Source organism: Paenibacillus sp. LHD-117 (assembly GCF_030929555.1).
Taxonomy (GTDB): domain Bacteria; phylum Bacillota; class Bacilli; order Paenibacillales; family Paenibacillaceae; genus Pristimantibacillus.
The window spans coordinates 63,612-90,143 of sequence record NZ_JAVFVT010000003.1 but is presented as its reverse complement, the minus strand read 5'-3'; the positions used below and the strand labels follow the sequence as shown (position 1 = coordinate 90,143).

Below are 26,532 nucleotides of genomic sequence, written 5' to 3'. Positions count from 1 at the left end.
GGTTAATTAATTCTTTGTTAACATTTTATCATGTTTTCATTCGAAAGGGGTAACCCTTTTTCTACATCCTCTACTGGATGACCGGCAGGTCGATCGTGAACGTCGTGCCTACGCCAACCGTGCTGGATACCGAAATCGTGCCTTTATGCAGCTCCACGAGATGCTTCACGATGGACAAACCGAGACCCGTTCCGCCTGAGCTGCGGGATCTGGCCTTGTCCACGCGGTAGAACCGTTCGAAGATGCGAGGCAGATCCTTCTTCGGTATGCCGATGCCCGAATCGCTGATTTGAATCCGAACATGGTCTTCGCCAAGGGCAAGAATGCGAATCGCGACGCGTCCGCCCTCAGGCGTGTAGTTAATGCCGTTGGAGAGCAGGTTCATCATGATTTGGCGCAAGCGGTCTTCGTCCGCCTCCAAGTACAAACCCGATTCCACGTTTGGATCAAGCGTGATGCCCTTGCGCTTCGCCTCCGATTCGAGAAGTGTAACTGTCTTGGCAATAAAGCCGTCCATCTCGACAGGAGAGAAGATGAGCGGCACCCTTCTCGATTCGATCTTGGATAACTCTAGTATGTCGCCAATTAGCCGATTCAGTCGATCGCTCTCGTCGAAAATGATTTGGAGAAACGATCTGGCCGTTTCTTCGTCCTTCACGGCGCCGCCGAGCAGCGTCTCCGCGAATCCTTTGACCGCCGCGATCGGCGTTTTCAGCTCATGGGATACGTTCGCGACGAATTCGCTGCGCATCCGCTCCAACCTACGAATCGCGGACACGTCCTGGAGCACGAGCAGAACGCCGCTGAAATCCCCGCCGTCGTTCTCGTGAACCGGCACCAGGTTCAGCTCGAGCAATCGTTCTTCCGGGAAGTAGAACGTGATCTCTTCACGTAGATGCTCCCTCGTGTCCAGCGCCTCTTGAATGATCTGGGCAAGCTCGTACTGCTGCTTCGCTTCGGCGAAATGCCTGCCGACTAGCTCGCGCGCGGAGAAGCCGAGCACTTCCTCCGCCCTCCGGTTCATAAGCAGGATTTGCCCGTTTACATCGATCATGACGACGCCGTTGATCATGTTCGCGAGAACGCTCTCCAGCTGGCTCTCGTTTTGTTTGATGCGGCTCATCTGCACTTGAAGGCTGTCGGCCATGGCGTTAATCGCCGTTCCGAGCTCGCCGATCTCGTCTTGTTTCGTCGTCTTCACCCGCGCGCGGTAATCCATGTTCTTGATGCGCTTGGCCACTTTCGTGATCTGCTCGAGCGGCCTCGTCAAGCTAAGCGCGATCCGGTAGCTGATCAGCGCGGCGACGGCGCACAGAATCCACAGGCCGGCAATCAGCACGACCGTCAATTGATCGATGCTGCCTTCCACCTCTTGCAAGCTCATTGACAGCCGAATGACGTACGTGTCGCCGCTAACCGGCATTTCCACCGGAATCGCAACGTAGATCAAGCTCTCGCCGATCGTGTCGCTCGATCTGATGGACTGGCCGATTCCGTGTTCGAACGCATCCTTCACTTCCTTGCGGGTCGCGTGATTGTCCATCTTCCGGGCATCGTAATCGGAGTCACCGATGACGACGCCGTCGCTGCGTATGAACGTGATGCGGGCGTCGGTGTATCCCTTAAGCTCAACGGCTTCTTCCGTATAATAAACGTATTGCTCAGATGGATCGCCTTCCAGCCATTCCATCTTATTGGCAATCAGATGCATTTCCCGCACCATATTGTCTTCCAGCGCGCTGATATGATTATCCTTGAACGTCTTCATCATCAAGAAACCCGCAGCCGTTACCGATAGAGCAGTCATTGCGATGATGATGAGCGTCAGCCTCGTGCGAAAGCTGTTCATGTCCGTTCACTCCTTACCCAATAGGCCCGCGTAAATCTGCCAACGTTTATCGTACATGCGTACGGACCGTTTCGCCAGTCTTGTTTTTGTTAAGTTTATGTAAAACGTAATGGTGCACCGTCGCGATCGGCTGTTGAATCAGAATCGACAACACGACGGGAACGGCGGCCAACGGACTAAAGTAGCCCATGGCAAGCACGATGCCGAGCGAAATATTGCGCATTCCGGTCGCGTATGAAACGGTCGTCTGCACTTCGCGATCGCGCAGGCCGGCCGTAAACGCGAAGCCGACCGCGTAACAGACTCCGACGAGGACGACGACGATCGGAACGAGCACCGCCATATCATGTTTTAGCTTGTCCACGTATGGGGCGATAGCGGAAGCGTTAAGCGCAACGACGGCGACGAAACAAAACTTGGAGATCGGTGCCGCAAAAGGCTTCGATTGCTCCGCGATTTTCCCTTTGCTCCACTCGTTCAAGGCTACGCCGATGATGGTCGGCAGCACGATCAGAATCGTCAAATCCAGCATCAGCGGACCGGATTCAACCGCCACATCCGTTCCGAAGAAAAGATGGATCCCGGCCGGCACGACGAGCGGGCTAAGCAACGAATCGAGCACGACCATCGCGAGCATGAGCGGCACGCTGCCGCCCGACATGCCTACCCATAAGACGGACGACACGCCGAGCGGAATAATGGTGAATAAAACCAGGCCGACGACATACGGCGAATGGGCGCCGAAGATGGCCGTGCCCGCCGCATAAGCAATGACGGCGGATACGACATGGGCGAGCAGAAACGTAAGCAGCATGATGCCGGGGCGTTTCATCACGCCTTGCAGCTGGCGCAGCCCGCAGCCCATCGCCATCGTGAGCGTAACGAACGCGAACAAATAAGGAACGGCCGGAACGAAAGGGCTCAGCGGCCGCTCGAGAAGAAATCCGAGAACAAGCGAACACGGTATGATGAGGAACATCCATTTTTCGAACGTTGCGTTAAAGCTTAACCCGAACTTGCGAATATCCATGACCGAATCTCCCCGCCTAGTCTCCACTTCACCCCACAAATGCCAATGACAAGGGTTACGGATTTACTACTTAGTGCTTTCGACAAAATATAACAATAACCTTCTTTAGCGTTTGCAATATCCCGTTTAGTAAGCCGCGACTTGACTCCTTTCGATATAATCAATTGATTATATAATTAGTTGCGTATATAATAATATCGATCAACACACATATTATCAAATAAAAGGAGCGAACAATGAACAAGATCGATGAGATATCTGAATGCATGAAACTTCTCTCGGATAAAACTCGATTAACCATACTGGCTTTATTGAAAGAAAAAGAAATGTGCGTATGTGACATCGTAGAAATTTTGGAAACAACACAGCCCAACGTTAGTCAACATCTAAGGAAGCTTAAATCCGGTGGTCTTGTTAATGAAAGCAGGCGAAGCCAATGGATTTATTACTCCTTGAATACGAATTCCAAGCCCTATTTACAAAATGTAATGGAGGAGCTCCCTTCCATGAAAGAAAAGCTTAACGCTCGAACGAACATAAAATGCGATTAACCAGGAGGTAACATGCTCGCGCTTGCTTCGATTATTTTTATCGTTACTTTGATTTTTGTCATATGGCAGCCTAAGGGGCTGAATATAGGTTGGTCCGCATCCGCTGGTGCAATTATTGCCTTATTGTGCGGCGTGGTCACTTTCTCTGATGTTTGGGACGTTACCCTAATTGTATGGAATGCTACACTAGCGTTCGTGGCGATCATTCTTATCTCGTTAATACTTGACGAGATCGGATTTTTTGAATGGTCGGCGCTTCATATGGCTCGTTTTGCTGGAGGAAACGGACGTCTCATGTATGTCTACGTTATTCTTTTGGGTGCAGCCGTAGCGGCATTTTTCGCTAATGACGGGGCGGCTCTCATCCTAACACCTATCGTTCTCGCTATGGTGAGAGCTCTGAAATTCGACGATCGGCTCATATTGCCCTATATCATGGCCAGCGGTTTCATTTCCGATACCGCCTCTCTTCCGCTGATCGTCAGTAACCTTGTAAATATCGTGTCAGCGGACTTTTTCTCCATTTCTTTTGTGGAATATGCAAGCCGCATGATTGTACCAACCTTGTTCTCTATTGTTGCAAGCTTGCTCGTATTGTTCCTTTATTTCCGGAAGAACATCCCGGGCAGCTATGATCTGAAGCAACTGAAGAAACCAAAAGAAGCGATTAAAGATTTACGTCTGTTTAGAATATCTTGGGTAATTCTCGCTGTGCTTTTAGTGGCTTATATGCTAAGTGAATTCATCCATGTCCCTGTCTCCATTATTGCTGGAGCTGCAGCAATCGTTTTCCTTTTCCTTGCTAGGCAGAGCCATGCGATTCATACTTGGAAACTGGTCAAGGGTGCACCGTGGGCTGTCGTTGTATTTTCCATTGGTATGTATGTAGTCGTTTATGGTCTGCGTAATGTTGGACTTACCAACGAGCTAGGGAAAGTGTTTCAATGGGTTAGCGAACAAGGGCTATTCATTTCAACAGTAGGTTCAGGTTTTATTGCCGCGCTTTTGTCTTCCATCATGAACAACATGCCGACCGTCATGATCGATGCTCTTGCGATTAAAGGAACGGATACGGAAGGCATTGTTAGAGAATCACTGATTTATGCAAATGTTATTGGGTCCGATCTAGGTCCAAAAATTACGCCGATCGGCTCTCTTGCAACCTTGTTGTGGTTACACGTGCTTTCGCAAAAAGGGGTTAAAATTGGTTGGGGCTATTACTTTAATGTCGGCATTATTTTGACGATTCCAACCCTACTCATAACCCTTATCGGTTTGTACTTATGGCTGCTTGTGATTGACTCCGTTACCATGAACATTTGGATCATCATCGCGGCTATAGCAGTTATAGCTAGTCTTGCTATGTTTGTCTTCAACAAACTTCAATTTAGTAAGCAAGCCAAAAACCAAGCATCCAACTAATAATGAAATTAAAGGAGAAAAGACTAATGGAAAACAAACCACTTGTTTATTTTTTGTGCACAGGGAACTCTTGCCGCAGTCAAATCGCAGATGGTTTTTTGAAAGCACTTGGTGGAGACAAATACGAAGTAAAGAGTGCTGGACTTGAAGCACATGGTTTGAATCCCCGTGCTGTCGCAACGATGAAAGAAGCCGGCATCGATATTACGGACCATAATTCCGATGTTATTGATCCAGAGATTCTGGGCCGAGCTGATTATGTCATCACGCTTTGTGGCCACGCGGATGAGCACTGCCCCGTTATTTCGAATAAATACGTTGTGAAGTGGCATTGGGGATTTGACGATCCAGCTAAGGCAACTGGTACCGAGGAAGAGGTAACAGCGAAGTTCCGTGAAGTACGAGACTCAATCAAAAGCCGTATAAGTGAGTTTGTTGAAACAGGTAAATAAGTCTTGTGTTGTGCACCGCCTTCGACTCCAGTTGCTGTTGAATATCTTCAAACGAAAATAAGGGGAACGACTGCATGCAAAAGAATTATCACAATCTTATCGATGATAAAATCTTCTTCGGCGGCGCTGCCGATGTCGAGGATATGTTTAAAAATGAGGGCATCGAGATCGTTGTAGATCTGCGTGGCGAAGCGACCGAGTGCGCTTTTCCAAACGAGAACTTGAAATGGATTCAGGTCCCGCTTGGAGACAATGCAGAGGAACCACAAGATCAACTATTCAAGCAAGCTGTAAGCCACGTTGTAGAGTCATACAGGAGCGGCAAGAAGGTTGGTTTCCATTGTGGTGGTGGAAGCGGTAGAACGGGAGCTGTGGCGGTTGGAACGCTTATTGAACTGGGCAAGAGTCACTCCATTGAAGAAGCAGAAACATTGGCCAAGTCCATCCGACCTAAAGTTAACGTGAAGTCTCCACATCGTGAGGCATTACAAAAGCTCTACCTTTAATTTTATATGAGAGGATGGGGCCTAGTCTCCATCCTCTTTTCATTCAACTTTCAACTTATTATTCTCGAATCTTCGTGTTGCCTAATGAACCATCGTATTACTTGTGAGGCTACTACCTTTAAGCATTTTGCGAAAATCTCTAATTGATCTTTGGGACATTCATTTCCTTTAAACCTATAATTGGTTTTAGCATGGGCAATTCTATTTCTTGTATCGGATACTGATGCAGCCAATTCATTAAGCGCCTGCTTCCTATCTTCCTTACTGCTGTTTGTAGTTATTTTTGAAAAACTTTTCAAATGGTTTGGCAAAGGAGTTGATTTAATTATATCCAAACAGTCACAACATGTTTCTATAGTTAATCGAATTGCCTCTTTATCTTTCTTATAACTCCCCAGATCTTCAAATGTCTTCTCTAATTCTAAAACGTAATCTGAATCAGGACTTAACGCTCTTGGACTATCTAATTTATTGAGTATTGTATCAAGCATTTCTTTTTTCACAACAGTCTGAGATACGAATTCAATCACTTTCGTAAAAGATAGTATTAAATATTCTTGATCATTTATTTGTGCTGTTGAATTAAAAATTGTTAAAATGTCATTTATTCCTCTGCCTCTTATTAATGGCCGAAGGCGTCTTTTTTCTTCTGCCGCTGTTAATTCGTATTCCTCCTCACCCAAGTAACTGATCCTAGGAGAAATATAAAGTGCGATATCGTAAGTAGTGCTAAGTTCGTACGTATACGATTGTATTAACTCATCAATTATTTCCTTGTCTATATCATCTTCTGACCTAATATCAATGAATAGATCGTCATAAAAAATTGGAGGTGAATGCTTGTCGTAATCATTCATCTGGGTTATTAATAATGCAAAATTCGTAAATTCATCAACAAGATCAAAAAAAATATCCTGATCATTAATTGAAAGTGTTGTTTCAAATGAGTGGGGACTGTGATTATTGTATGCTACTACCCTATCCCTGTCTTTTGAATCAACTCTAATCAAAACATGTTTTGAACTCACATATTTATAATTATCAATTATGCTCGCTACTTGAACTTCACTTATCGCCTCAAAACACTCTCCTAGGGTTCTATCATAACCTTCACCTGTGTGTGGAAGTTCGAATCTAATTTCTGTGTCATAGTCAATTAATATGTCTTCATCTTCATAATCTTCTAAGGCATTAATATCATAAAAATCATATACATCTATTCTGTGTTCATCAAAATAAGCTAACAATATCTTAATTGATTCATATATTTGATCATCAACAAATTTTATCATGAGTCCCCCTTAATAATGGAAAAATTCTACTTCCTATATTAACCTATCCGACGGAGGAAAATAAACAAGAAAACTTCTGCTGAAATAGGGGATTGCTATGAGTTAAAAATTAAACCCTAGGGACGCACCGAGTGCTAGGAGTATTAAGGAACAAATTCCCCAGGAGGCACGTACTTGTCCTCGCTGTGGTAATAAAATGGTTTTGAGAAAAAGCTCTAAAGGTGAATCTTACGGATGTACATCATACCCTAAATGTCGTAACATAGTGTCGGCATAAGCACCATATTCGTTACTCTTACTAAATAAACACTTGTAAAGGCAAACGACTGATAACCGTCTGCCTTTGTATTTCAGCAGCAAGGTACCGGCTGCTTGATGCTTGCACTTGGTTTCAATTTCAACAAAGATATCCCATTTCTCAAATCACGAAATACTGACTTCTTACTTGTTACTGTAGTCCATTGCCAAGCGTTCCTTACATTCGCCTCGATTTCTAAACTACGCTTAAGTATGCGTTGTTCCATTACATAATCATTCATCATCTTTCGATAGAGCCTTCTTTCGGTTTAATTTAGGAACATGTGGAAGGTCCACATGAAGAGGTGTCAGCTTCAATTTTTGGACCGCAGCAGCTGCTCGAGCTAACAACAGGGATTGGTTTTATCGACAGTTTCACTGGTTTTGGGCCGCAGCAACTGTCATCATCAGTAGTCAAAGATTGTGACACAGAGCATACCCCTGTTTCTGGAAGGTGAAGTTTCACTTCGCGGGCAGCTTCAAAGTCACCATCTAATGCAGCCACTACACTTCTTACCTGCTCATATCCGGTCGCAAGTAAGAATGTCGGTGCTCGACCATAGCTTTTAGAACCTACTATATAGAAATTCTTCTCTGGTTGACGGAGTTCAGTTTCGCCGTGTGGTCGAACTGTACCACAGCTATGAATATTAGGGTCAATTAACTCTGCAAGTTGCGGAACTGACTCAATGGACGAATCCGCTGTATAACGCAGTTCACGTAAGAAATCGAAATCCGGTCTAGCCCCAGTGGCTACGATTACCTCATCAATCCGGTCGATCACATAGTCTTTACCCATGGAGCTTCCGAGTAAATTGAGCGCCGATGTGCCGTCCAGCTTTTTGATCTGATACACCAAAAATGGTGTATGGACTCTTACGTTGCCATTCTGAACATATTGCTGAGCACGCGTTCCGAGCGCACCTCTTGCTGGTAATCCGTCGTTTTCACCGCCGCCGAAAGCATCTGCAACTCTTGGCTTTCTGAGCACCCAATGAATTGTTGTTTCTGGCACCTGCAGCTTCAACTCATGAAGAAGAGTCAAAGATTGAATAGCGGAATGACCGCTGCCTATAACCACTACATTTTTTCCGGAATATCGTTCTCGGATAGATCCAAGAATGTCCGGAATACCATACGTAATCTGTTCGGCATGTTGTTTCTCGCCATCGGCATAATTGCCACTCGCTCCAATTGGATTCGGAGTAAGCCAGGTTCCGGTCGCGTCGATAACAGCTGATGCTTCGATACGATCTACATTCCCATTTTGTTCGTACTCGATAATGAACGGTACATTTTCTCGGCCGGCCGTTTTCATTTTATCTAAACCCTTACGATGGATAGCCGTCACTGTGGATTCGAGTTTTAGGAATGGTCGGACTTGCTCAAGGTTCGACAGTGGTTCAAGGTATTGTCTTACGAGCTCCTCACCTGTAGGTAGTTGATCTTTATCAGGAGATTGCCAGCCGCTTTCGAGCAGAAGCTCCTTGGCCGCTGCATCTATATTAAATTCCCATGGCGAAAACATTCTTACATGCTTCCAGCTAAGTACGGATGATCCAACTTCTGCCCCTTTCTCAAAAAGAACAAAGGGCTTGTTTCGCTTTACCAATTGTGCTGCCGCAGCCATCGCAACTGGACCTCCGCCAATAATGGCTGTTGGTAGTGAATGATTCAAGTCGATTTCCTCCTCAAATTGTTTTTGTGCCAGTTAAATTCAATAATTTGCGATTTGCAAGTATATATCCAAAGGTAAGCCCCCGTTATTTTGGAGGCACACAACATGAACCGGACTGAAGCATCGCATCGTTAAACAATTGAATTGATCGGAGCACCGTCTCTCTTTCAAACTCCGACATTCTTGACAAAACGCCATTCAATTGAGCATTTACAGTAAGGTTAATGCTATTTTCAATACTTAATCCTTCAGGAGTGAGCGACAAAATATTGATTCTGTTGTCCGTAGGATGCGGGGTTTTCTTGACTAAATCCTTCTCTACCAGTGTTTTCACTTGCCTGCTGAATGTTGTAATATCCATCCCTAAAGCACCTGCGATTTCCTGCATGGATGGTTTATGCTGGCGGTTGATTTCATATAAGATATGACTTTGAACAAGCGAAACTTCTTGACCACAGCAGCTGTCGCAACATTGTTCGTTTAATAAACCGAAGTTTCTAGAAAGGATCTGAAACATATTCCGTACATTTTCCATTGGCATAACCTCCTGAAGCAGTTATAACATTTATATTTGTAATTTGCAAGTGTTAATGTATAATCAATCCAAGAAAATGATCTAACTCTGGGAGGTTGTTATTATGCTGGATGTCATTATTATTGGCGCCGGACCTTATGGCATATCCGTCGCTGCTCACGCTGCTGCACGCAACTTGTCGTATAAGTTACTTGGTTACCCCATGGATTTTTGGAGAAATCAAATGCCGCAGAATATGTTTATTCGCACACCTCATGATTTAGTGAGCTTTTCAGATCCGGAAGGAAGGTTCACCATTCAAAACTTCTCTTTCGAAACGAATATCAAGCTTGAATCCCCTTTGCCGCGATCTGTGTTCGTTCAATATGCGTTTTGGTTCGCCGAGAAGACCAGCGTAGAATTTACGCCAGAATTGGCTACATCTATAAGACGTAATGGTGATTCCTATGCCGTAAGCACGGAAGGTGGCCAACAATTGGCAGCCAAGCATGTCGTCATTGCGACTGGGATTAAAGATTTTCAATATGTCCCCTCCGTATTCGAGGGTCTGCCATTGAAGTTTGTTTCTCATACATTAGGCTACACCAGTTTTGAGCAGTTTCGAGGGAAGGACATTATCATTGTCGGTAGCGGTCAAAGCGCATGGGAAGCTGCAGCGCTTCTTTATGAGGCAAAAACGAATGTTCAGCTTATTTATCGTAGTAAAGCTCCAGTATACGGAGGCAATCGTACCCAGGAAGTTATTTTGAGGGGAGTCGGTAATATCTTTTATAAACTTCCCCGGCTGCTCAAAAAGAAACTTTTGCAAGTCGGATCGGCAACAGTCCCGATTGCACACTTTTTACGTCCTTACGTAGAAGGGAAAGTTCCTCAGATAGGTAACGCATCAATTGATAAGGCTTTCGTTACAGATAACAAGCTACATCTGCAGTTATCAAATGGTAATGTGGCGGCCGCGGATCACGTTATAGTGGCCTCAGGATTCAAAATCGATTTAGAGCGTCTTGCCTTTTTAGATAACAGTATGAAGTCCGACATTGTTCGGGAAGAAGGTTACAATCAGTTTCCTAAACTAAATCGGCATTTTGAAAGCAACCTCAAAGGACTATATTTTGCGGGGCCGCTTACTTCCCATAGTCATGGACCAACGTTTCGTTTTATACTTGGGCTAGAAAAAACGGCTAAAACCATAATAAATTCCATCTAATTGCGGTCGGAGGTCTAGTTATGCAAGGAATCGTTATTAGGAAAGCTACCGTTCAAGATCTGAATGATATTCTGGATATTTACAATCAAGGCATTGAGGATCGTATTGCAACCCTGGAAACTGAGACGAAGACTCTCCAATACATGAGAGAATGGTTCGAAAATCATGGTGAGCGATATGTTGTTCTTGTAGCGGAATTGGATGGCACAGTCGTCGGTTGGGCCTCCCTAAATCGATACTCTTCGCGCTCAGCGTATGATGGCGTTGCAGACCTGTCCATTTATATTGAGAGAGCTTCTAGAGGTCGAGGAGTCGGTCAGAGGCTTCTTCAAGAGTTGGAGGCTGAAGCCATCCATTATGAATTTTATAAAATTGTCCTCTTTACATTCCCATTTAACGGGCAGGGTCAAGGCTTGTATCGGAAAAGCGGTTATCGTGAAGTTGGGGTGTTCTATAAGCAAGGGATTCTAGAAGGTGAGTTTGTAGATGTGATGGCTATGGAAAAGCTGCTCAAATCGAACAAGTCTATCTAAACTTAAAGAGTATCATTAGCTAATTCTGTTTGGGCTATAAAGCTTCTTTAATATTGAATCAAGCATTCCATTTCGTATTTGGTACCATATATATTGATACGCACTAAGAAAGCATAGACGGCGTTTCCGGTGAAATGTGTCATTATCCGCTATAAGGGAGTGAGACCGCTCTTGAAAAACAGCCGATTCACGAATGCCATCATTCAGATGCAATATGTTTCCAGGTGGAAGGAGTTCTCGCCACGCTACAAAGACAATGCCGCGAGCCACAGCTTCCGCTGCGCGTCCATCGCCATCATGGTCGGCATCGTCGAGGAGAAAATCTTCGGGAACACGCTCGACAAGCTTACGCTCGCGGCCAGAGCGCTGCTTCACGATTTGAACGAAACGGTGACAGGCTCAATCAAATACGTAACTAAGAAGGACGCGCATGTGGCGGACCATATCCGTAAACTGGAGACGGAGGTCAGCAAAGAAATCGTCTCGTATCTCTCCCGCTCGCTCCAGCCGCATTTCTACGATTATATTGTCCGCGCCGAAGACGATTCTTATATCGGTCAGCTCGTGCAAGCGGTCGATTCGTTCGACGCCATGTTGTTCTGCATGCGGGAATACGAGCTGGACGCCAATCCGTACTTCAAGGCTAAATTCGAGCAATTGCGTACCGAGCTCACCGCTTCTCCATGCCCCTCGGTCGTGTGGCTCATGCAGGCGCTTGAATCCGACAAGGGCGTTCGGCAGTTTTTGGACCATATCCTCAATCTCGATTTGATCGAGCGTTGGGGAGGCAGCTTCAATCTCATTCCCGACAACGACGCCACCCACTCCTTCCGCGTAGCCGCGATGTCGCTGTTCAACGGTTTGCTGGAGGCGGAACGGTTCGGGCAAAAAAATATCGACCTGTACCGTCTGCTCGGCAAGTCGATCATGCACGATATCGTGGAGGGCGTGAGCGGCGACGTCGCTTCCCCGATCAAGAAATCGTCTGCCATCGTCAGGGAAGCGTTCGAACGCTACGAGCAAGAAGTCGCACGCAAGATGGTGGAGCAGCTGCCGCCGTTTTTCCATGAGGAGATGATGGATTTCCTCGTGAACGCTAAGGACGATACGTATGAGGGCGAATTGGTCGATATCGCCGATAAGATCGACGCGCTGATCAAGAGCAATCTCGAGATGCGCAACAATCCCCACTACGGGGAGAAGTATTACCAACAGCTCGTCCATATCCAGCACCATTACGAGAATCCTTGCGTCATCTTTTTCCTCGCTTATATCCTGCACGACCTGACGTACGATCACTTTGTGAGGTAATGGCGCATTGCAGACCACATGCCGCTTCAATCGGATTGCGAAGCCGGTGCGGCAACTGAAGTATGCCGTAACCGACCCTACAAGGCTGTCGATTCATTGTGAGAAAACGTGGAAGAGGAGCGAAAATCGATCATAATCAGGCTGTAATGGAAATGAGCGACCTTATTTTGATTGTTTGGAGTGATATTAAAATCTAACGGAACTCAGCGACGTTATTCGTGGGAAATCCAGCAAAAACGCGGACTTCGGCAAAAAATAAGGGCCCTCGGTTCCGTTAGATTTACTAACGGGCGTTTTTGGCTGAAATAACGGCTGTCAGTTCCGTTAGAGCTGTTCATGCTGGATTTATTGCCTCGCAATTGCCGCAATTTCACCTATGCACAGTTCATCGACAGTCTCGCACGGTCCGTTAGCCAAAGACATTGCAGTGCACGGAGTAGCGAAACATAATGCGTGCGGCATAGCGCCAAGAGAACTCGGCGCAGCACAAAAGCCTCTCCTTCGCCAGTGAAGGAGAGGCTTTTATCTGCTTTGCGTCTTACTCCGCGCTCCAGCCGAACGGGTACGCCGGCGAAATTTCGAGCGGCAGCTTGCCTTGCGGCTTCAGGTCGCCAAGCAGCGCCTTCGCGGCGGAGGAGAGAGCCAGCGGCCTGCACTCGTAAACCGCAAGGTAAGCGAGCACATCCGGATAAAGCAGCAGGTCGAGCGGATTGCGGACGGATACCGCGACGACGCGATCGCCCGCTTGGTCCACCGCTTGGCGCGCGATCTCGCTCTCCAGCGGATGTTTGGACGCATCGTACGTCACGACGACGATCTGCTCGAACTCGTCCAAGCCGGCAAGCGGATCGTCTCCATCCATACGGCGTTCAATGACGTTCGCACCGTAATGGGACAGGAAGTCGCCGAGCGTGCCGTCGCCGGCAAGCATCTCGTCGGCGACGGACACCGGCACGATGCTCGGCCATAAGACGAGCGTGCTTGCGTCGCGCTTCAGCGGCAGCAAGCCGCCTTCGTTCTTGACAAGCGTAACGGAGGCTTCGCTCCAGCGGCGCGCGACCGACTTGTTCGCTTCCGTACCGATGGCCGCCGCGACCTGTTCCCAAGGAGCGATCGGCTCGTTTAGCTCTAGCTTGTTCTTAAGGCGCATAATGCGGTTCAGCGCTTCGTCGATGCGGGCTTCGGCAAGCTCGCCGCTTTCGACCGCCGCGGCAACCGCTTCAAGCGCGGCGCGCTGCTTGTCGATCGTATGGCTGACAAGCACCATGTCGGCGCCCGCTTTGATCGCCATGACGGCACCTTGCGCAGGTCCGTAATGTTCGTCGATCGCGCTCATCTCAAGGCAATCTGTGACAACTACGCCGTCGTAGCCCAGCTCCCCGCGCAGCAATCCTGTGAGCACGTTCTCGGACAACGTGGACGGAACGCCGCTCGGTTCAAGGGCAGGCAAGACGACATGCGCCGTCATGATGCAATCCGTGCCCGCCTCGATCGCGGCGCGGAACGGAAGCAGCTCGATCGCGTCCAGACGCTCACGGCTATGCGGAAGCACGGGAAGCGCGTGGTGGGAATCGACGGACGTGTCTCCGTGACCCGGGAAATGCTTCACCGTCGCCGCTACGCGAGCGGATTGATAACCTTCGACGGCCGCCGCGCCAAGCTCCGAGACCACTTCGGAACGGTCGCTGTACGAGCGGACGTTGATAACCGGATTGTCCGGATTGTTGTTGACGTCGATGCAAGGCGCGTAGTTTAGCGTTATGCCGAGCTGTCTCAGCTCTTCGCCGCAAACTCTGGCCGTTTCGCGCGCGGCCTCGGCAGAGCCCGTCGCTCCAAGCGCCATATTGCCCGGCATAAGCGTAACGCCGTCGACCAGCCTGGCTACCATGCCGCCTTCTTGGTCGATCGCGATGAACAAAGGCGGTCGTCCCGCTTCCGCCGCATGCGCTTGAAGTTTCGCGGACAAGCCGTGAACTTGCTCGGCGTCCTTCACGTTGCGAGTGAAATAAATCGCGCCGCCGATGCCGTATTCATTGATCAATTGGCTGATTTCCGCCGTCGGCTCATATCCGTGAAATCCGAATACGAACAGTTGGCCGATCTTTTCCTTCAAGCTCCAGTCGATCCAATTCCCCTGTTGTCCCAAATTATTTCATCCTCTCAACCTGTTGTCGTCCATCCACGGCATTAATGCCCCGATGGTAATCTCTTTGTTGGACCGCTAATGTTCTCCCGCATCAACCGAAGACGGATCTACCGTCTGATATTTGGCCCTGAAGTCCGTCGGATTGTCGCCTGCATACTTCATGAACACTTTCGTGAAGTACCTTCGCTCCGCGTACCCGACCTCCTTGGCGATCTGTGCGACGCTTTTCTGCGATTCCGCCAACATCGATTTCGCGCGTTCCATGCGCTCCCGCGTGACGTATTCGATAAACGTCTCGCCGTAAGTCTGCTTGAACAGCAGACTGAAGTACGACGTGCTTAACCCGACATGCGTCGCCGCTTCCTCCACGCTGAGATCGCGGCAAAGATTGCGATCGAGGAACGTCTTTGCTTCCGACATGGACAGCTCCGATTGTTTTTTCTTATCGATCGACCTCTCCGTCACGGCGTCCGTGACTTGGCGGATAAAGTTCAGCAGATCCTTAATAATGAACCTCCGGTCCAGCCTGCGCCAAAGCAGCTCTTCCTGCTCCCTTGTAAATACGGACATCTCTTTCATCTCCCGCATCAAGTGGAGCACGAAGAAATGGAGAAGAGGCTTCACTCTCGCACCGTTATGTTCATTCAGATGCTGCAGCTGCGCGGCGATATGATCCACTTCCAAATTAACCGCGGCCGAATCGCCGCGCTTGACGGCGCTTATGAGCTTCTCGGCGGTCACCCAGAATGCCTTGTCTTCGCCCGGACTTCGCTGCCCGTCGGTCGGATACAGCGTGATTGAGTCGTGGACCGGCGTCAGCTGCATGCCCAGCTGCACAAGCTTATACGCCTCGGACAGCTGCTCGACGGTCGCCAATTGCCGGTAAATGCCCGCGTTCAGAGACAGCTTGACATGGTTCTTGACGGCGGTAAGCAGCATGCTCGCCCATTCCTGGACGCGCGCGTCGTCGAATTCGGACGCTCCCGCCGTCTCGATGAGCACGCACCATTCGCCGTCCCTCATCTGGATGACCGCGTGATGGAGACCGTTGGTCTGCAGCTTCTCCCGCAGCACGTTGCACACCGCGAAGTTCCAGAGCTTGCGCTCCTTATCCGTCCAATCCCGCCAATCCTTCGTCTTCTCGGAGCTGATGTCGAGATCGAGCACGATCATGACGAATTGCTGGAGCCGAAGCTGCTGCTCGTCGCCGGTGAACAGCCAGTGGCTGCCGGAGAAATCCGTATAGTCCATGATGATGTCGTACAAAATTTTTTCGCTGGCCAGGTCGATCATTCGGCCCAGCTTCTGCTGCTCTTCGTACAGCTGCTTCTGCTTGCTCCGCTGATTGGACATTACTCTGGCGATTACGCCCGTAAGCTCATCGTACGGAATCGGCTTTAGCACGTAATCATTCACTCCGTATTGGATGGCGGCTCTTGTATAAGCGAAGTCCTGGTAGCCGGACAACATAATAATATCGCACGGCATTTCGCGATCCCGGATTTGGCGGACCAGCTCCAGACCGTCCATTACCGGCATCCGAATGTCGCAGAGGAGAAGCTGTATCGATTCTTCCTCCAGCATCTGCAGCGCTTCGGCGCCGTTCTTGGCGGAGCCGGCAACCTTCAGTCCTAACATTTCCCAGGGAATAACCTTCTCCAAATTTCGGGTAATATGCGCTTCATCATCTACCAGGAGTACCTTGTCGGCCATCAACTTTCACCTCTGCTCTTCGGAATTACGCATCTGATCGCCGTGCCGTTGCCTTCCGAGCTGCAGATCATCATGCCATAGCCCGGCCCGTAATGAATACGCAGCCGATCGGCGACGTTGCGGATGCCAAGTCCTCTGCGTTCGCCAAGCTCCGCTTCGTCATGCGTCTTCCTGGACGGATTGTACCCTTCGGCAAGCTTCTGCAAGACGTCTTGGCTCATCCCTTTGCCATTGTCGCTGACCATGATGATCAGAGCATGCGGCTCCACTGTTACGTTGATCGAAATAACCCCGTATCCATCCTCGTAACCGTCGAAACCGTGCTGAATGCTGTTCTCGACGAGCGGCTGAAGCGTCAGCTTGAGGATCGTAAATTCGAACGCTTCTTCCGGCACATACAGTTCGTAAGTGAACAATTCTTCGAACCTGTACTTCTGGATCTCCAGGTAGCTCCGCACATGCTCGACCTCTTGCTTGATGCCGATTTCCTCGGAGTGATGCATGCTCGTTCGCAGCAGATTGCTCAGGCGCCGGACCATCAACATGATTTTGGCACCTTCGTTCTGCGCTGCAAGCGCGTTGATCGATTCAAGCGTATTGAACAGGAAATGAGGTTTGATCTGCGCCTGCATGAGCATCATCTCCGCATGCTGCTTCCGCTCTTGTTCCCTTCGAACGTCGCTGAGCAGATTGCCGATGCGTTCGACCATGCTGTTGAAGCTGTTGGCGAGCAGCACGGTCTCGTCCTTGCCTTGCGCCGTAACGCGGATATCCAGCAAGCCTTGTTCGACGAGCCTCATTTTGCGAACGACCTTAATGATGGATTTCGCTACTCGGTTCACGAAGAAGACGTTGAACAGAACCGCCGAGAGCAGCCCGAGCACCGTGATCATGCCGATCCACTGGACGAAGCGGACGTTCTCGTTCGTCAAGGAATTCCATGGCTGCACCGACAGCAGCACCCAGTCGTTCAGTTCCAGCTGATAAGAGGAGACGAGACTGTCCACCCCGTCGAACTTCATCCGGGCGCTCTTGTAATCCTTCGTCAGCTGCGGCGTGGAATTCGTATAACTATTGATGCTCTTGCCGTCGTATTCCTTGTTGCTGTCCAGCATGATGAGGCCGTTCTTGTTCATGATAAAATAACGCGACCCTTGCGAATCCGGATCGGGGTTTTGAAACCCTTTCAGCATGCTGCTGACGTCCTCGGTTTTGTATTGGGTAACCATGATCCCGATGTCGTTAAACGATTCGATGTCCTTCACGACGCGGAGCATCGTGAATAGCGGAGGGTCCACGCCCGTCAGATCCTTCTGTTCATGCGGGCCGATCCAGAGCGGGATACCGCCGAGCTTGATGACGTCGTCGTACAAGGAATGTCCTCGAAGCTGCTCGAACGTGATCGGCCGGAACGTCGTTGGATCGTTGCGGTTGGACCTGTACATCGTGCCGTCGCTGGAATACATGACGACGTAGCTGACGGCGGGATGCTGGAACAGGATGCTGCTTATCTGCTTTTCGTCCTGGTTAATGCGAATCAGCGTGCTCGGATCGTCCATGGGGAGATCGTTCTGTTTTAATATATCCTGAACCTCCGAGCTAATCACGTTGCCGTTGGACATCTGGTCCAGCTCGCGGAAGAAGTAGGAAATATTCCCTCCGATCGCTTTCATCGTAATTTCGGACTGCTCGCTGTATTTCTTCTCCAGCAGCGTCTCGGAATTAAGGAAGGAGAAGATGCCTAGACCGATCATCGGGATGATAATAAGCGATATGAAGGCCAGCATCAGCTTTGGTCTTAAATTCATTTCGCCTGGCCTCCTATTGGCTGTCGTTGACGCTCAAGCTATCATTCGCCGCAGTATGTCCGAGGCCGGTCTTGTTCACTTGAGCCTTATTGGCTTTGTCTTGGACCTCCTGAATCGACTGAGCCACCTTCTCCGGCGTGCTGAGCTTTCCGATGAGCTTCTGCAAGCCAACGCCGATCTCGGAGGTGACGCTTGGCTGGACGATCGCGTCGAAAGCCGGCCAAGTGCTCGAAGCTTGCGACATGACGGTCAGCACTTCGTTCATGATCGGGTCGGTGCCCGTCAGGTCGGTGAACTTCATGGAAGGGAGCAGCTTATCTTCGTTCATCGCCCGCTTCTGCACTTCTTCGTTAAAGAAGTTCGCGATAAAAATCTTGACCACTTCAATCTGATCGGGGGACAGATTGGAATAGAAGCCGAAGCCGTTGGAGTAAGACGCGTTGATCGACCCTTGGTCGCCAAGCCCGCCAGGAATGGACGGGAAGGAAAAAAATCCGATCTGTCCGCGCAGATTGCCCGCTTCGACGCTCGTGAAGTGGCTCATGTCCCATGTACCCGTGAACACCATCGCTGCTTTGCCGCGCAGCAGCTGCGAGCCTTGCTCCGCATACTCAAGTCCGAGCGCGCCTTTGGGAAAATAGTTTTTTGCGATGAGCTCGGCATACGCCTCGAACCCTTGGATGAAGCCGGGATCGGTCCACTTCGTCTCTCCGGTGAGCAGTCCGTTAAAAGCATCGATGCCCACGTAACGGACCATGATCGTGTTCCACATCATCCCCGTGGCCCAAGCGTCCTTCGCCGCGAGGCCGAACGGCACGTAACCCGACGCTTTGATCGCCTCCGCCGTGTCGAGCAGTTCGTCCCACGTATTCGGGATGGCAAGGCCCAGCTCCTCGAAAATCGTTTTGTTATAAAAGATCCCTTCGCTATACCCCCCGTAAGGAACGCCGTACACGCGGCCGTCGATCGTGAATTCGGACAAGCTCTCGAACTTGTCCGTCAAATCCAGCTCCTCCAGGATCGGAGTCAAATCAAGCATGCGCCCCGCTTTAACGTATAACTTCAGATCCGCGCCTCCGAACACTTCGAAGATGTCCGGCGGATTGCCGGCGGCCATCTCTTGCTTCAGCTTCGTGTCGCGGTTGACGATCTCGTCGATGCCTTCGAGCTGGAACGTTACCCCTTCGTTCTCGGCTTCCGTCTTCGCGACGACGTCTTCCAGCACGCGCAGCCTCGCCTGGCTCGTTTCTTTGATCTGGGTATGCCGAAGCGATAACGTTACTTGCTTGAATTCCGGCTTCCCCTCATTCGGTTCGGCGTCCCCGGCACAAGCGGCCGTACCCGTCACGATAACTAGAAGAACTGCGATCAGGAAATAACTTCTGCGCAAGCTAAATACCCTCCTTGATCCACTCTCGCTTTCTCCCATGCTCCTATTATAGCCGTTACCGCGCATAAGGAAGGAGGTCAAAAAAACGACAACGTGGGGATACAATTCTACTTTTTCTCGTTCATCGGCGGAGCTTCTCGGTCGCTTCCTTGACGATTTCGTAAAATTTTTTCCATTCTTCGTTCACTTGATGCGGTCCGATCCTCTCCGGCGTTCCGTTCTCCGCCCGTCCGTCTCCCGACTTGCCGCCTGACCCGCCTGATGCCCACGGGATCGGCTGCCTCAGCCGATCCATCCTGCCCTGCCTGCCTTCATTCTCCACCTATGCTCATCCTTTCAGCCAGACGTCCCGCAGCGCGAACAGCTCCTTCAGCTCATCCGTGCTCATCTCTGTAATCCATTGCTCCGACCCGCCGACGACCTGATCGTTTAAGGTCTGCTTGCTGTCGATCATCTCGTCTATTCTCTCTTCCAGCGTTCCAAGCGTAATAAATTTATGCACCTGCACTTGCCGCGTCTGTCCGATGCGGAAGGCGCGGTCCGTCGCCTGATTCTCGACGGCGGGATTCCACCAGCGGTCGAAGTGGAACACATGGTTCGCAGCCGTCAGGTTGAGACCCGTTCCGCCGGCCTTCAAGGATAGGACGAACGCGCAGCAATTTGTCTCTTCCGACTGGAATCCGGCAATCATCTCATCCCGTTTCGCTTTCGGAACGCCGCCGTGCAAGTATGGCACCTTCATCCCTAGCGATTGCTCCAGTGCGTCCTTAATACGCTCTCCCATATCGACGAACTGGGTGAAGATCAGGCAGCGTTCTCCCTCTGCCGCGATTTCCTCGCACATCTCGAGCAGCCTCGCCATCTTGCCCGAACGTTCGGCGTCCCATTTCTCTTCTTCCTTCTCGTGCAGCAGGAGGGCCGGATGATCGCACAGCTGCTTCAGCTTCGTAAGCGTCGCCAGAATCAAGCCGCGCCTCTGCATCGCGTCCAGCGTATCCAGCTTCTCCATGAGATCGGATACGATATTTTCGTACAACGTCCCTTGTTCCGCCGTCAGCGTCATAAAACTTTTGGTTTCGATCTTATCCGGCAGCGACAGCTGAATGGCGGGATCCTTCTTCAAGCGGCGCAGCATAAAAGGTTTGACCCACTGCTGCAGCCCTTGGATCAGCTTCTCGTCGCGAGTCCGCTCGATCGGCGCGACGACCGCCTTACGGAAGTCGGCCATGCTGCCAAGGTAACCCGGGTTAATGAAGTCGTAGATCGACCAAAGCTCCGTAAGCCGGTTTTCCATTGGTGTGCCCGTCAGCGCGATCTTATGTCGCGCATTCAGCCGCCTGATCGCTCCCGATTGTTTGGTGTAAACGTTTTTGATATTCTGCGCTTCGTCAAGGCACAGCGCATTCCAGTCCACGGCGCCGATATCGTCCTCGTCCAGCTGCGCCAGCGAGTAGGACGTAATGACCAGGTCCGCTTGCATGGCCGCTTCCCGCAGCTCCTCGCCTTTCGCCCGTTTGCCTCCGTAATGAAGATGGACTTTCAGCGACGGAGCGAACCGGATAAGCTCCCTCTCCCAGTTCCCGATGACCGAGGTCGGGCAGATGAGGAGCGACGGACCTGCTTCGCCTTCGCCAGCCGCTTGGACGCAGCATAAATAAGCAATGAACTGAATCGTTTTGCCGAGTCCCATGTCATCCGCGAGCACGCCGCCGAGGCCGAACCGGCGCAGGAAGAGCAGCCAAGACACGCCCTGCAGCTGGTAGGGACGTAATTCTCCAAGGAAACGCTCCGGGAGTTCCGCCTGTGGGATGCTGGATACTTGCTGGAGCTGCTCCAACCACGCGCCCAAATGCTCGTTCAGCTCGACCTCGGCGCGGAGGCCGTCTTCCCTTTCGACGTCCAGATCGAGCTCCGATCCGCCGCGCAAGTGCATCTCCAGCACGTCGCGGAACGACAAACCCTTACGCTTGCCGACACGCTTCAGCCAAGAACGGATTTCCGCGACATCCTGCGGATCGAGGTGAACCCACCCATCGCCTACACGGACTAATCGGCGGTTCTCCTCGGCCATCCGCATAAATTCCGATTCCGACAGATCGAGGTCGCCAAGCGCCAGCTTCCAGTCGAACTGGACGATCTGATCGAGCCCGAACATCGGCTGGGCCGCGGAGCCTACCGATGATTTCATCTTCGCTCGCAGCCTTAACTTACGGTTCCTCACCGCTTCCCACCATGCCGGAAGCAGGACGGGCTGGCCGGCCTCAAGCAATCTGATGCTGTCATGCTCCATAAAGCTCCAAGCTTCTTGCTCCGTCAACCGCCAGCGCAGTTCCCGGGCGGCTTCTCCCTCCTGCCGCTCTTCTGCCGCGCCGTCCGTCCGACGATCGTCCGGACCATCCTCCGTCAATCTTTCGTCTTCCGCGCCGTCTTGCCTATGTCCCATGGCATTCGTCGCCAGATGAGGCAGCACGCGAGCCCACTTCGGCTCTTCTTTGGCCAGCTTGACGGCTACTGCCTCGATCCAGTCATCAGGCAGCCCGGATGGCCGTTCCGCTTCATCCGCTCCCGGATTCGCATCATCCGTCCTCCACTCGCCGTTAACGGTCTTCGCGATCGGGATCCAGTCTCCGCCCGACTGGCTTTGCAGAGCGGGACGGAGCCTCCAGCCATAACCCTCTTGCGGCTCGAGCAGCTGCAGCGCGACACGGAACGGCGACATATCGCGACGGACGCCGATCGAGATCAGCCATTCCTCTTCGTCGACGCCTCTCTGTCTAAGCACGCCCTCGCCCATCGCGGATCCGATCGCCGACCAAGCTCCCGACGCCGCGGGTTCGTTCGCGATGATGTCTTCCACGGCCGCGCCGAGCCATCGTTCCGCGCCCGAATCCCCGTTCGCGGCCGCTTCGCGCAGCGCTTTCTCCCACGCTTCGCTAAACTCCGCTTCTTCTTCCGGGAACCACGGTTTCCAGCTCCTCCGCTCTTCCGTCCAGCGCTGCCAATCGGGCATATACCAGCCTCGCAGCAGCATCGTTCGGATCATGGCGGCGAGCCGCATCAGAACGGCAAGCCGATCCGACCAGGTCACTTCCAGCAAACGAACGTTCATTGGCATGGACAAGTAGTCGACAGCCATGAGCGGGGCAAGCCGAAGCAGGCTTTGGCCGCCGACCCGCTGCTCCTCCACGTCCGCGCCGTACCAAGTCGGCTTATGCCAGGCGAACAACAACGACCGCAGCCGGCCTTCCGATAGATCTTTGCGATCGATGGCGCTTAGCAGCAGGGCGGGCTGCCCCTCTTCTTCGCCCCACATTCCGTCAACCGTCACAACACGCAGGTTCGTCAATGCTCTCATGTTCCGATTTTCCCTTTCCACAGCTCTTCCTGAAGCGCACGAAGGCGCTGATATTTACTCGTTAGACCTGCCAGGTACGACTCCCAGCGTTCCGATTCCTTCATTCCTTTGTACAGCCGCTCCAGCTTCTTGAGCTGCTTGACGGCGAACCGGTACCCTTGCCGGTTTCTCGTTGCGATATTCGCTTCGATCGATTGGTGGTATAGCGGAAGCAGCGACTCCGGCGATATTTTGACAACCTCGCGCAGACCGGCCGCGTCGATCTCCTCGAGTTTCGCTCCAACGAGCATCTGTAGATCCGCCCAATCCTCGTAACGCTTGACGTTCAGCCAATGCTCGGACAGCTCCGTATACGAATAAGGCAGGAGCTCGGTCATGTACGTCGTCCAGATCGGCTGCTCTGGCCGATCTTCGTCAGCCCGCCGGCACAGTGTCATGAACGGTCCGATATTGCGCGCGTTCCGCGCCGCGTGGACCCGCTCGAACAGATAGGCCATCCATTGCTCCGCTGATTCCCATTTGCCCGCTTCCATCCGCTGCGCGACGCATGGGTAGACCAGTCTCTGCGTCCGTTCGAAGGCGCTCTTGGCGAAGTGCGAGATCGATGCCGCGTCATCGCCGTCAATGAAGTAGAACATGCCTGCCGCCGCGTGCAGGAACGATTCGTCCTGATCTGCTTCCTTCCGCTCGGCCGCTTCCAGCAGCTTCGAGAGCTCCAGCTCGAACCACTCTCTGCGAACCGTGAGAACCTCGCAAAACGCGAGATACAGAAACGGCCAATCGAATAGCTGGCGTTCCGCGAGCGTCGCCCTGCGCTTCACGCGTCCCGCAAGCGCATCGGCTGTAGCCCATTCCCCCTCGCTCATGGCCTCCGGCTCAAGCTCCGCGAGCAGCGCGTAGCCATGCTCGAGCCAAGGCTCCGCCATCCGGATAAACGACATTTCGTGATAATACCGGCTAAAGCTGTCAACCGTCAGGATCGCCCGCTCCGCCTGCTCCAGCGCGAAGAGGATCGAAGTCAGCCAATGGAGCCGCTGGAGCGGCTTCTCCCAATCCTTCGACAACCCTTTCAGCGAGGACAACACAGGCTGAAGTGCATGCAGCGAATGCCGGCACTTCCGGAACGTCTCGCCATATTCCGTTTCCATCCAATCGAACCATTGCGCGGCCGTTCCTTCCGGCCCCGGATCACCCTGGAAGGCATCGCGGGGCTGCTCGCGCCGCTGCTCATCTTTCACCAGCGTGCTTGCCGGAGCCAGCCCGAGCAGCTTGAAATACGAACGTTCCGCCGCCTCATCGCCTTCAAGCTCGGCGCACAAATAGAAGTATACGGCCGCCATATGTTTGCAGAAGCCGACATAGGGGCAGGTACATGTGCTGTAACGGAATTGATCCGCGTCGATAACGACCGCGTACAGCTCGGAGCCTCTTACGATCCCTGTCAGAATGTCGCGCGTCGTTTCCTTCACGTTCTGTACATGGCCGTCCTTGTAATAGCTCCACCCGCGCTTGATCATGGTGCTCGCCATATTCGCGCTCAGTTGCCCTTCGAGTGCGGTCTGGATTTTGTCGTCAAATAAGCGCATTTCTGCCGTTCACCCGCTTTCTTTCCGTCCGCTTGCATTCTTTCCATTATACCAAAAAAACGCCAACGCGACGAATAAGGCTCGCCGGATGACGTTTGTGCGGGATCATGGAAAAGGATGTATTATAGCGGGATACGAACGGTAAACTTAATCTGGTCAGGCGCCGGAGCGTCCATAGCCACCTCGCCCTTGCAACGGTCGGCAATCGACTTGACGATCGACAAGCCTAGTCCTTGATGACCGTCCTGCTTCGTGGAGAAACCTGCTTTGAACAGCGGCTTCCTGGCTTGCAATTCCGCATCCAGGCAGCGGTTCGAAATGATAATCTCGACGACCTGCTTGCTCTGCGTCACGATAAGCTCCACCTCTCGGAGGCTCTCTTCATATTTGAGCACCTCGTCGAACGCGTTGTCGATCAGATTGCCAAGAATCCGATTCATGTCGAGCGTCTTGCCTCCCATCCCCTGGAGTTCCAGCCCGTTGAAGCTGCATTCGAACCGAATGCGGTAGCTCTCGGCCTGCGATATTTTGGATCGGATCAATGCTGCGATCGCCGGATTGCCGATGTTGATATATTCGTTGATCGAACGAATTTCGCCCGTTAACTCTTTCGTATAAGCGACAAGCTCCTTCTGCTTGTTCAACTCCGCCAGCGAATGGATCGTCTGGACATGGTTCAGGAAATCGTGGCGTTGCGCCTTGATAGAGTGGAACAAGCTGTTGATCTCCTCAGTATACGTCTCCTGAGCGACCTGAACGGCCTTCTCGCGCGTGTATTTGTAATACCTTAAAGCTACGTACGCGATCATGACGCTGGCGATCGACAAGAACAAAATGATGAGTCCGAGATTCAAGAACTGGTTGTCTAGCTTCCGCTGGATAACCTCATAATCCGATGCGATGGTGAGCACGTAGCTGTCCAGCTGCTTGCCGTATTCGTCGGAAATTTTGATCCCCTTATCCTTTACGTATACGGGAATAAAAAGCTTGTAAATATGTTTTCCGCCCGCTTTGTCCTCCAAAGTTACGATTTCGTGGTTCCGGTAAGCCTTGCGGACAAGCTCTTCGTCGCGATCCGACTTGACGGTATAATTACCGTAGATGACGGGGCGCTGAACGAGATGCTCCTTCTCCTTGCCTTCATCCGTCAACGTCCATACGCCGTCCGGGAACGTCGCCGGATTGATGGCCGCGATCTCAAGGATGGAGTCGCTGTTGCTCTCCAGCTCGGAGATCAGCCGCTCGGCTCCGGTTATTCGGTTGTATTCGTCCAAATTGGCGAACTTGACGTATGGATCGATCAAGTAGTTGGTCGTGCCGTCGTAGTAATACCCCCACTTGTACACCTTGTCGAGCTCGGTGGATGACACTTCGAACGGTCCGCTCCAGAAGTTCTGCATCGTCTGGCCCAGCCACTCTTCCTTCACGGCTTCTTGCGCGAACAGTTGCTGGAACACCTTGTGCCATGGATCCCAGCTCTTCGTGCTTTTCCCCAGCTGGGATTCATCCGACGAGCGGTACAATACGATATCGTCCGCCGTCTTCTTAAGCAGCGTGATGTGAGCGATGTCCAGCTTCTTGCTCAGCTCCTGCAATTGCTCCGCGTTCACCTTCTCCACGTCCGGATCAAGAGCGTATTGGGCAGCAATGGAAGCCGTCCGCAGCTCCCTTCCGATCTGCTCCTCGTAATGTTCGGCGCCCATGCGGGATTGTTCGACCGCTATCTCGATTTGGTTGGCTAGCGTTAGCAGCTCCTGCCTATGGCCTTCTTCCAATGTTGCTTTCGTCAAAAAATAATAGACGGTGTTATTGATCAACACCAACGTAATAATGACGCCGATCGCGATCAGCCATAGATTGCGTTGCATGAC

At 51.4% G+C, this 26,532-nt stretch carries 21 protein-coding genes; 8 read left to right on the top strand and 13 right to left on the bottom strand.

Features of this window, described 5'->3' with window-relative positions:
* Positions 1-70: 70 nt before the first annotated feature.
* Positions 71-1,849, bottom strand: a complete 1,779-nt coding sequence (gene pnpS / locus RB620_RS02865; RefSeq protein ID WP_308092011.1) for a two-component system histidine kinase PnpS — start codon at positions 1,847-1,849, stop codon at positions 71-73.
* Positions 1,850-1,895: 46 nt separating this feature from the next.
* Positions 1,896-2,879 carry a bile acid:sodium symporter family protein gene (locus RB620_RS02860; RefSeq protein WP_308092010.1) on the bottom strand — a complete coding sequence of 328 codons (984 nt, stop codon included), beginning with the start codon at positions 2,877-2,879 and terminating at the stop codon, positions 1,896-1,898.
* Between the two features lie 236 nt (positions 2,880-3,115).
* On the opposite strand from RB620_RS02860, the gene RB620_RS02855 reads away from it, so the two are divergent.
* From RB620_RS02855 to RB620_RS02840, 4 genes are all read left to right on the top strand, one after another.
* On the top strand, positions 3,116-3,430 hold the full coding sequence (locus tag RB620_RS02855; protein ID WP_308092009.1) for an ArsR/SmtB family transcription factor: 315 nt from the start codon (positions 3,116-3,118) through the stop codon (positions 3,428-3,430).
* Positions 3,431-3,442: 12 nt separating this feature from the next.
* On the top strand, positions 3,443-4,852 hold the full coding sequence (locus tag RB620_RS02850; protein ID WP_308092008.1) for an arsenic transporter: 1,410 nt from the start codon (positions 3,443-3,445) through the stop codon (positions 4,850-4,852).
* A gap of 26 nt (positions 4,853-4,878) precedes the next feature.
* Positions 4,879-5,304, top strand: coding sequence for an arsenate reductase (thioredoxin) (gene arsC, locus RB620_RS02845; RefSeq protein ID WP_308092006.1), 426 nt, complete (start codon positions 4,879-4,881; stop codon positions 5,302-5,304).
* 74 nt (positions 5,305-5,378) lie between these two features.
* Positions 5,379-5,810, top strand: coding sequence for a protein-tyrosine phosphatase family protein (locus RB620_RS02840; protein ID WP_308092005.1), 432 nt, complete (start codon positions 5,379-5,381; stop codon positions 5,808-5,810).
* A 50-nt stretch (positions 5,811-5,860) separates the two neighbouring features.
* Here RB620_RS02840 and RB620_RS02835 read toward each other — a convergent pair whose 3' ends face one another.
* Complete coding sequence (locus RB620_RS02835; protein ID WP_308092004.1) at positions 5,861-7,102, bottom strand: hypothetical protein; 1,242 nt, start codon at positions 7,100-7,102, stop codon at positions 5,861-5,863.
* Positions 7,103-7,244: 142 nt separating this feature from the next.
* Here RB620_RS02835 and RB620_RS02830 point away from each other — a divergent pair, with 142 nt between their 5' ends.
* Positions 7,245-7,379 carry a topoisomerase DNA-binding C4 zinc finger domain-containing protein gene (locus RB620_RS02830; protein ID WP_308092153.1) on the top strand — a complete coding sequence of 45 codons (135 nt, stop codon included), beginning with the start codon at positions 7,245-7,247 and terminating at the stop codon, positions 7,377-7,379.
* A 294-nt stretch (positions 7,380-7,673) separates the two neighbouring features.
* On the opposite strand, the gene RB620_RS02825 is transcribed toward RB620_RS02830, so the two are convergent.
* Entirely contained in the window at positions 7,674-9,077 is a 1,404-nt protein-coding gene (locus RB620_RS02825) for an NAD(P)-binding domain-containing protein (RefSeq protein ID WP_308092003.1), read from the bottom strand.
* An 85-nt stretch (positions 9,078-9,162) separates the two neighbouring features.
* On the bottom strand, positions 9,163-9,612 hold the full coding sequence (locus RB620_RS02820) for a MarR family winged helix-turn-helix transcriptional regulator (RefSeq protein ID WP_308092002.1): 450 nt from the start codon (positions 9,610-9,612) through the stop codon (positions 9,163-9,165).
* A gap of 103 nt (positions 9,613-9,715) precedes the next feature.
* Between RB620_RS02820 and RB620_RS02815 the strand changes: the two genes are divergently transcribed.
* From RB620_RS02815 to RB620_RS02805, 3 genes are all read left to right on the top strand, one after another.
* Positions 9,716-10,819, top strand: a complete 1,104-nt coding sequence (locus tag RB620_RS02815; RefSeq protein WP_308092001.1) for an NAD(P)-binding domain-containing protein — start codon at positions 9,716-9,718, stop codon at positions 10,817-10,819.
* Between the two features lie 20 nt (positions 10,820-10,839).
* Positions 10,840-11,352: an arsinothricin resistance N-acetyltransferase ArsN1 family A gene (locus RB620_RS02810; protein ID WP_308092000.1), complete on the top strand. Its 513-nt coding sequence runs from the start codon at positions 10,840-10,842 to the stop codon at positions 11,350-11,352.
* 171 nt (positions 11,353-11,523) lie between these two features.
* Entirely contained in the window at positions 11,524-12,663 is a 1,140-nt protein-coding gene (locus tag RB620_RS02805; protein ID WP_308091999.1) for a YfbR-like 5'-deoxynucleotidase, read from the top strand.
* 538 nt (positions 12,664-13,201) lie between these two features.
* Here RB620_RS02805 and nagZ read toward each other — a convergent pair.
* From nagZ to RB620_RS02765, 8 genes are all read right to left on the bottom strand, one after another.
* Positions 13,202-14,809, bottom strand: coding sequence for a beta-N-acetylhexosaminidase (gene nagZ, locus RB620_RS02800; protein ID WP_308091998.1), 1,608 nt, complete (start codon positions 14,807-14,809; stop codon positions 13,202-13,204).
* A 75-nt stretch (positions 14,810-14,884) separates the two neighbouring features.
* Positions 14,885-16,522 (bottom strand): response regulator transcription factor, encoded by a 1,638-nt coding sequence (locus tag RB620_RS02795; protein ID WP_308091997.1) that lies wholly within the window; start codon positions 16,520-16,522, stop codon positions 14,885-14,887.
* Entirely contained in the window at positions 16,522-18,330 is a 1,809-nt protein-coding gene (locus RB620_RS02790) for a cache domain-containing sensor histidine kinase (RefSeq protein WP_308091996.1), read from the bottom strand. Before RB620_RS02790 ends, RB620_RS02795 begins: the two co-directional genes overlap by 1 nt.
* 13 nt (positions 18,331-18,343) lie before the next feature.
* Complete coding sequence (locus RB620_RS02785; protein ID WP_308091995.1) at positions 18,344-19,720, bottom strand: ABC transporter substrate-binding protein; 1,377 nt, start codon at positions 19,718-19,720, stop codon at positions 18,344-18,346.
* 121 nt (positions 19,721-19,841) lie between these two features.
* Entirely contained in the window at positions 19,842-20,042 is a 201-nt protein-coding gene (locus tag RB620_RS02780; RefSeq protein ID WP_308091994.1) for a hypothetical protein, read from the bottom strand.
* A gap of 6 nt (positions 20,043-20,048) precedes the next feature.
* Positions 20,049-23,075, bottom strand: coding sequence for a DEAD/DEAH box helicase (locus RB620_RS02775; RefSeq protein ID WP_308091993.1), 3,027 nt, complete (start codon positions 23,073-23,075; stop codon positions 20,049-20,051).
* A complete protein-coding gene (locus RB620_RS02770) occupies positions 23,072-24,661 on the bottom strand; it encodes an SWIM zinc finger family protein (RefSeq protein ID WP_308091992.1) in 1,590 nt (529 codons plus the stop codon). The genes RB620_RS02775 and RB620_RS02770 overlap by 4 nt, the downstream gene beginning before the upstream one ends.
* A 122-nt stretch (positions 24,662-24,783) precedes the next feature.
* On the bottom strand, positions 24,784-26,529 hold the full coding sequence (locus RB620_RS02765; RefSeq protein ID WP_308091991.1) for a sensor histidine kinase: 1,746 nt from the start codon (positions 26,527-26,529) through the stop codon (positions 24,784-24,786).
* Positions 26,530-26,532: the final 3 nt, after the last annotated feature.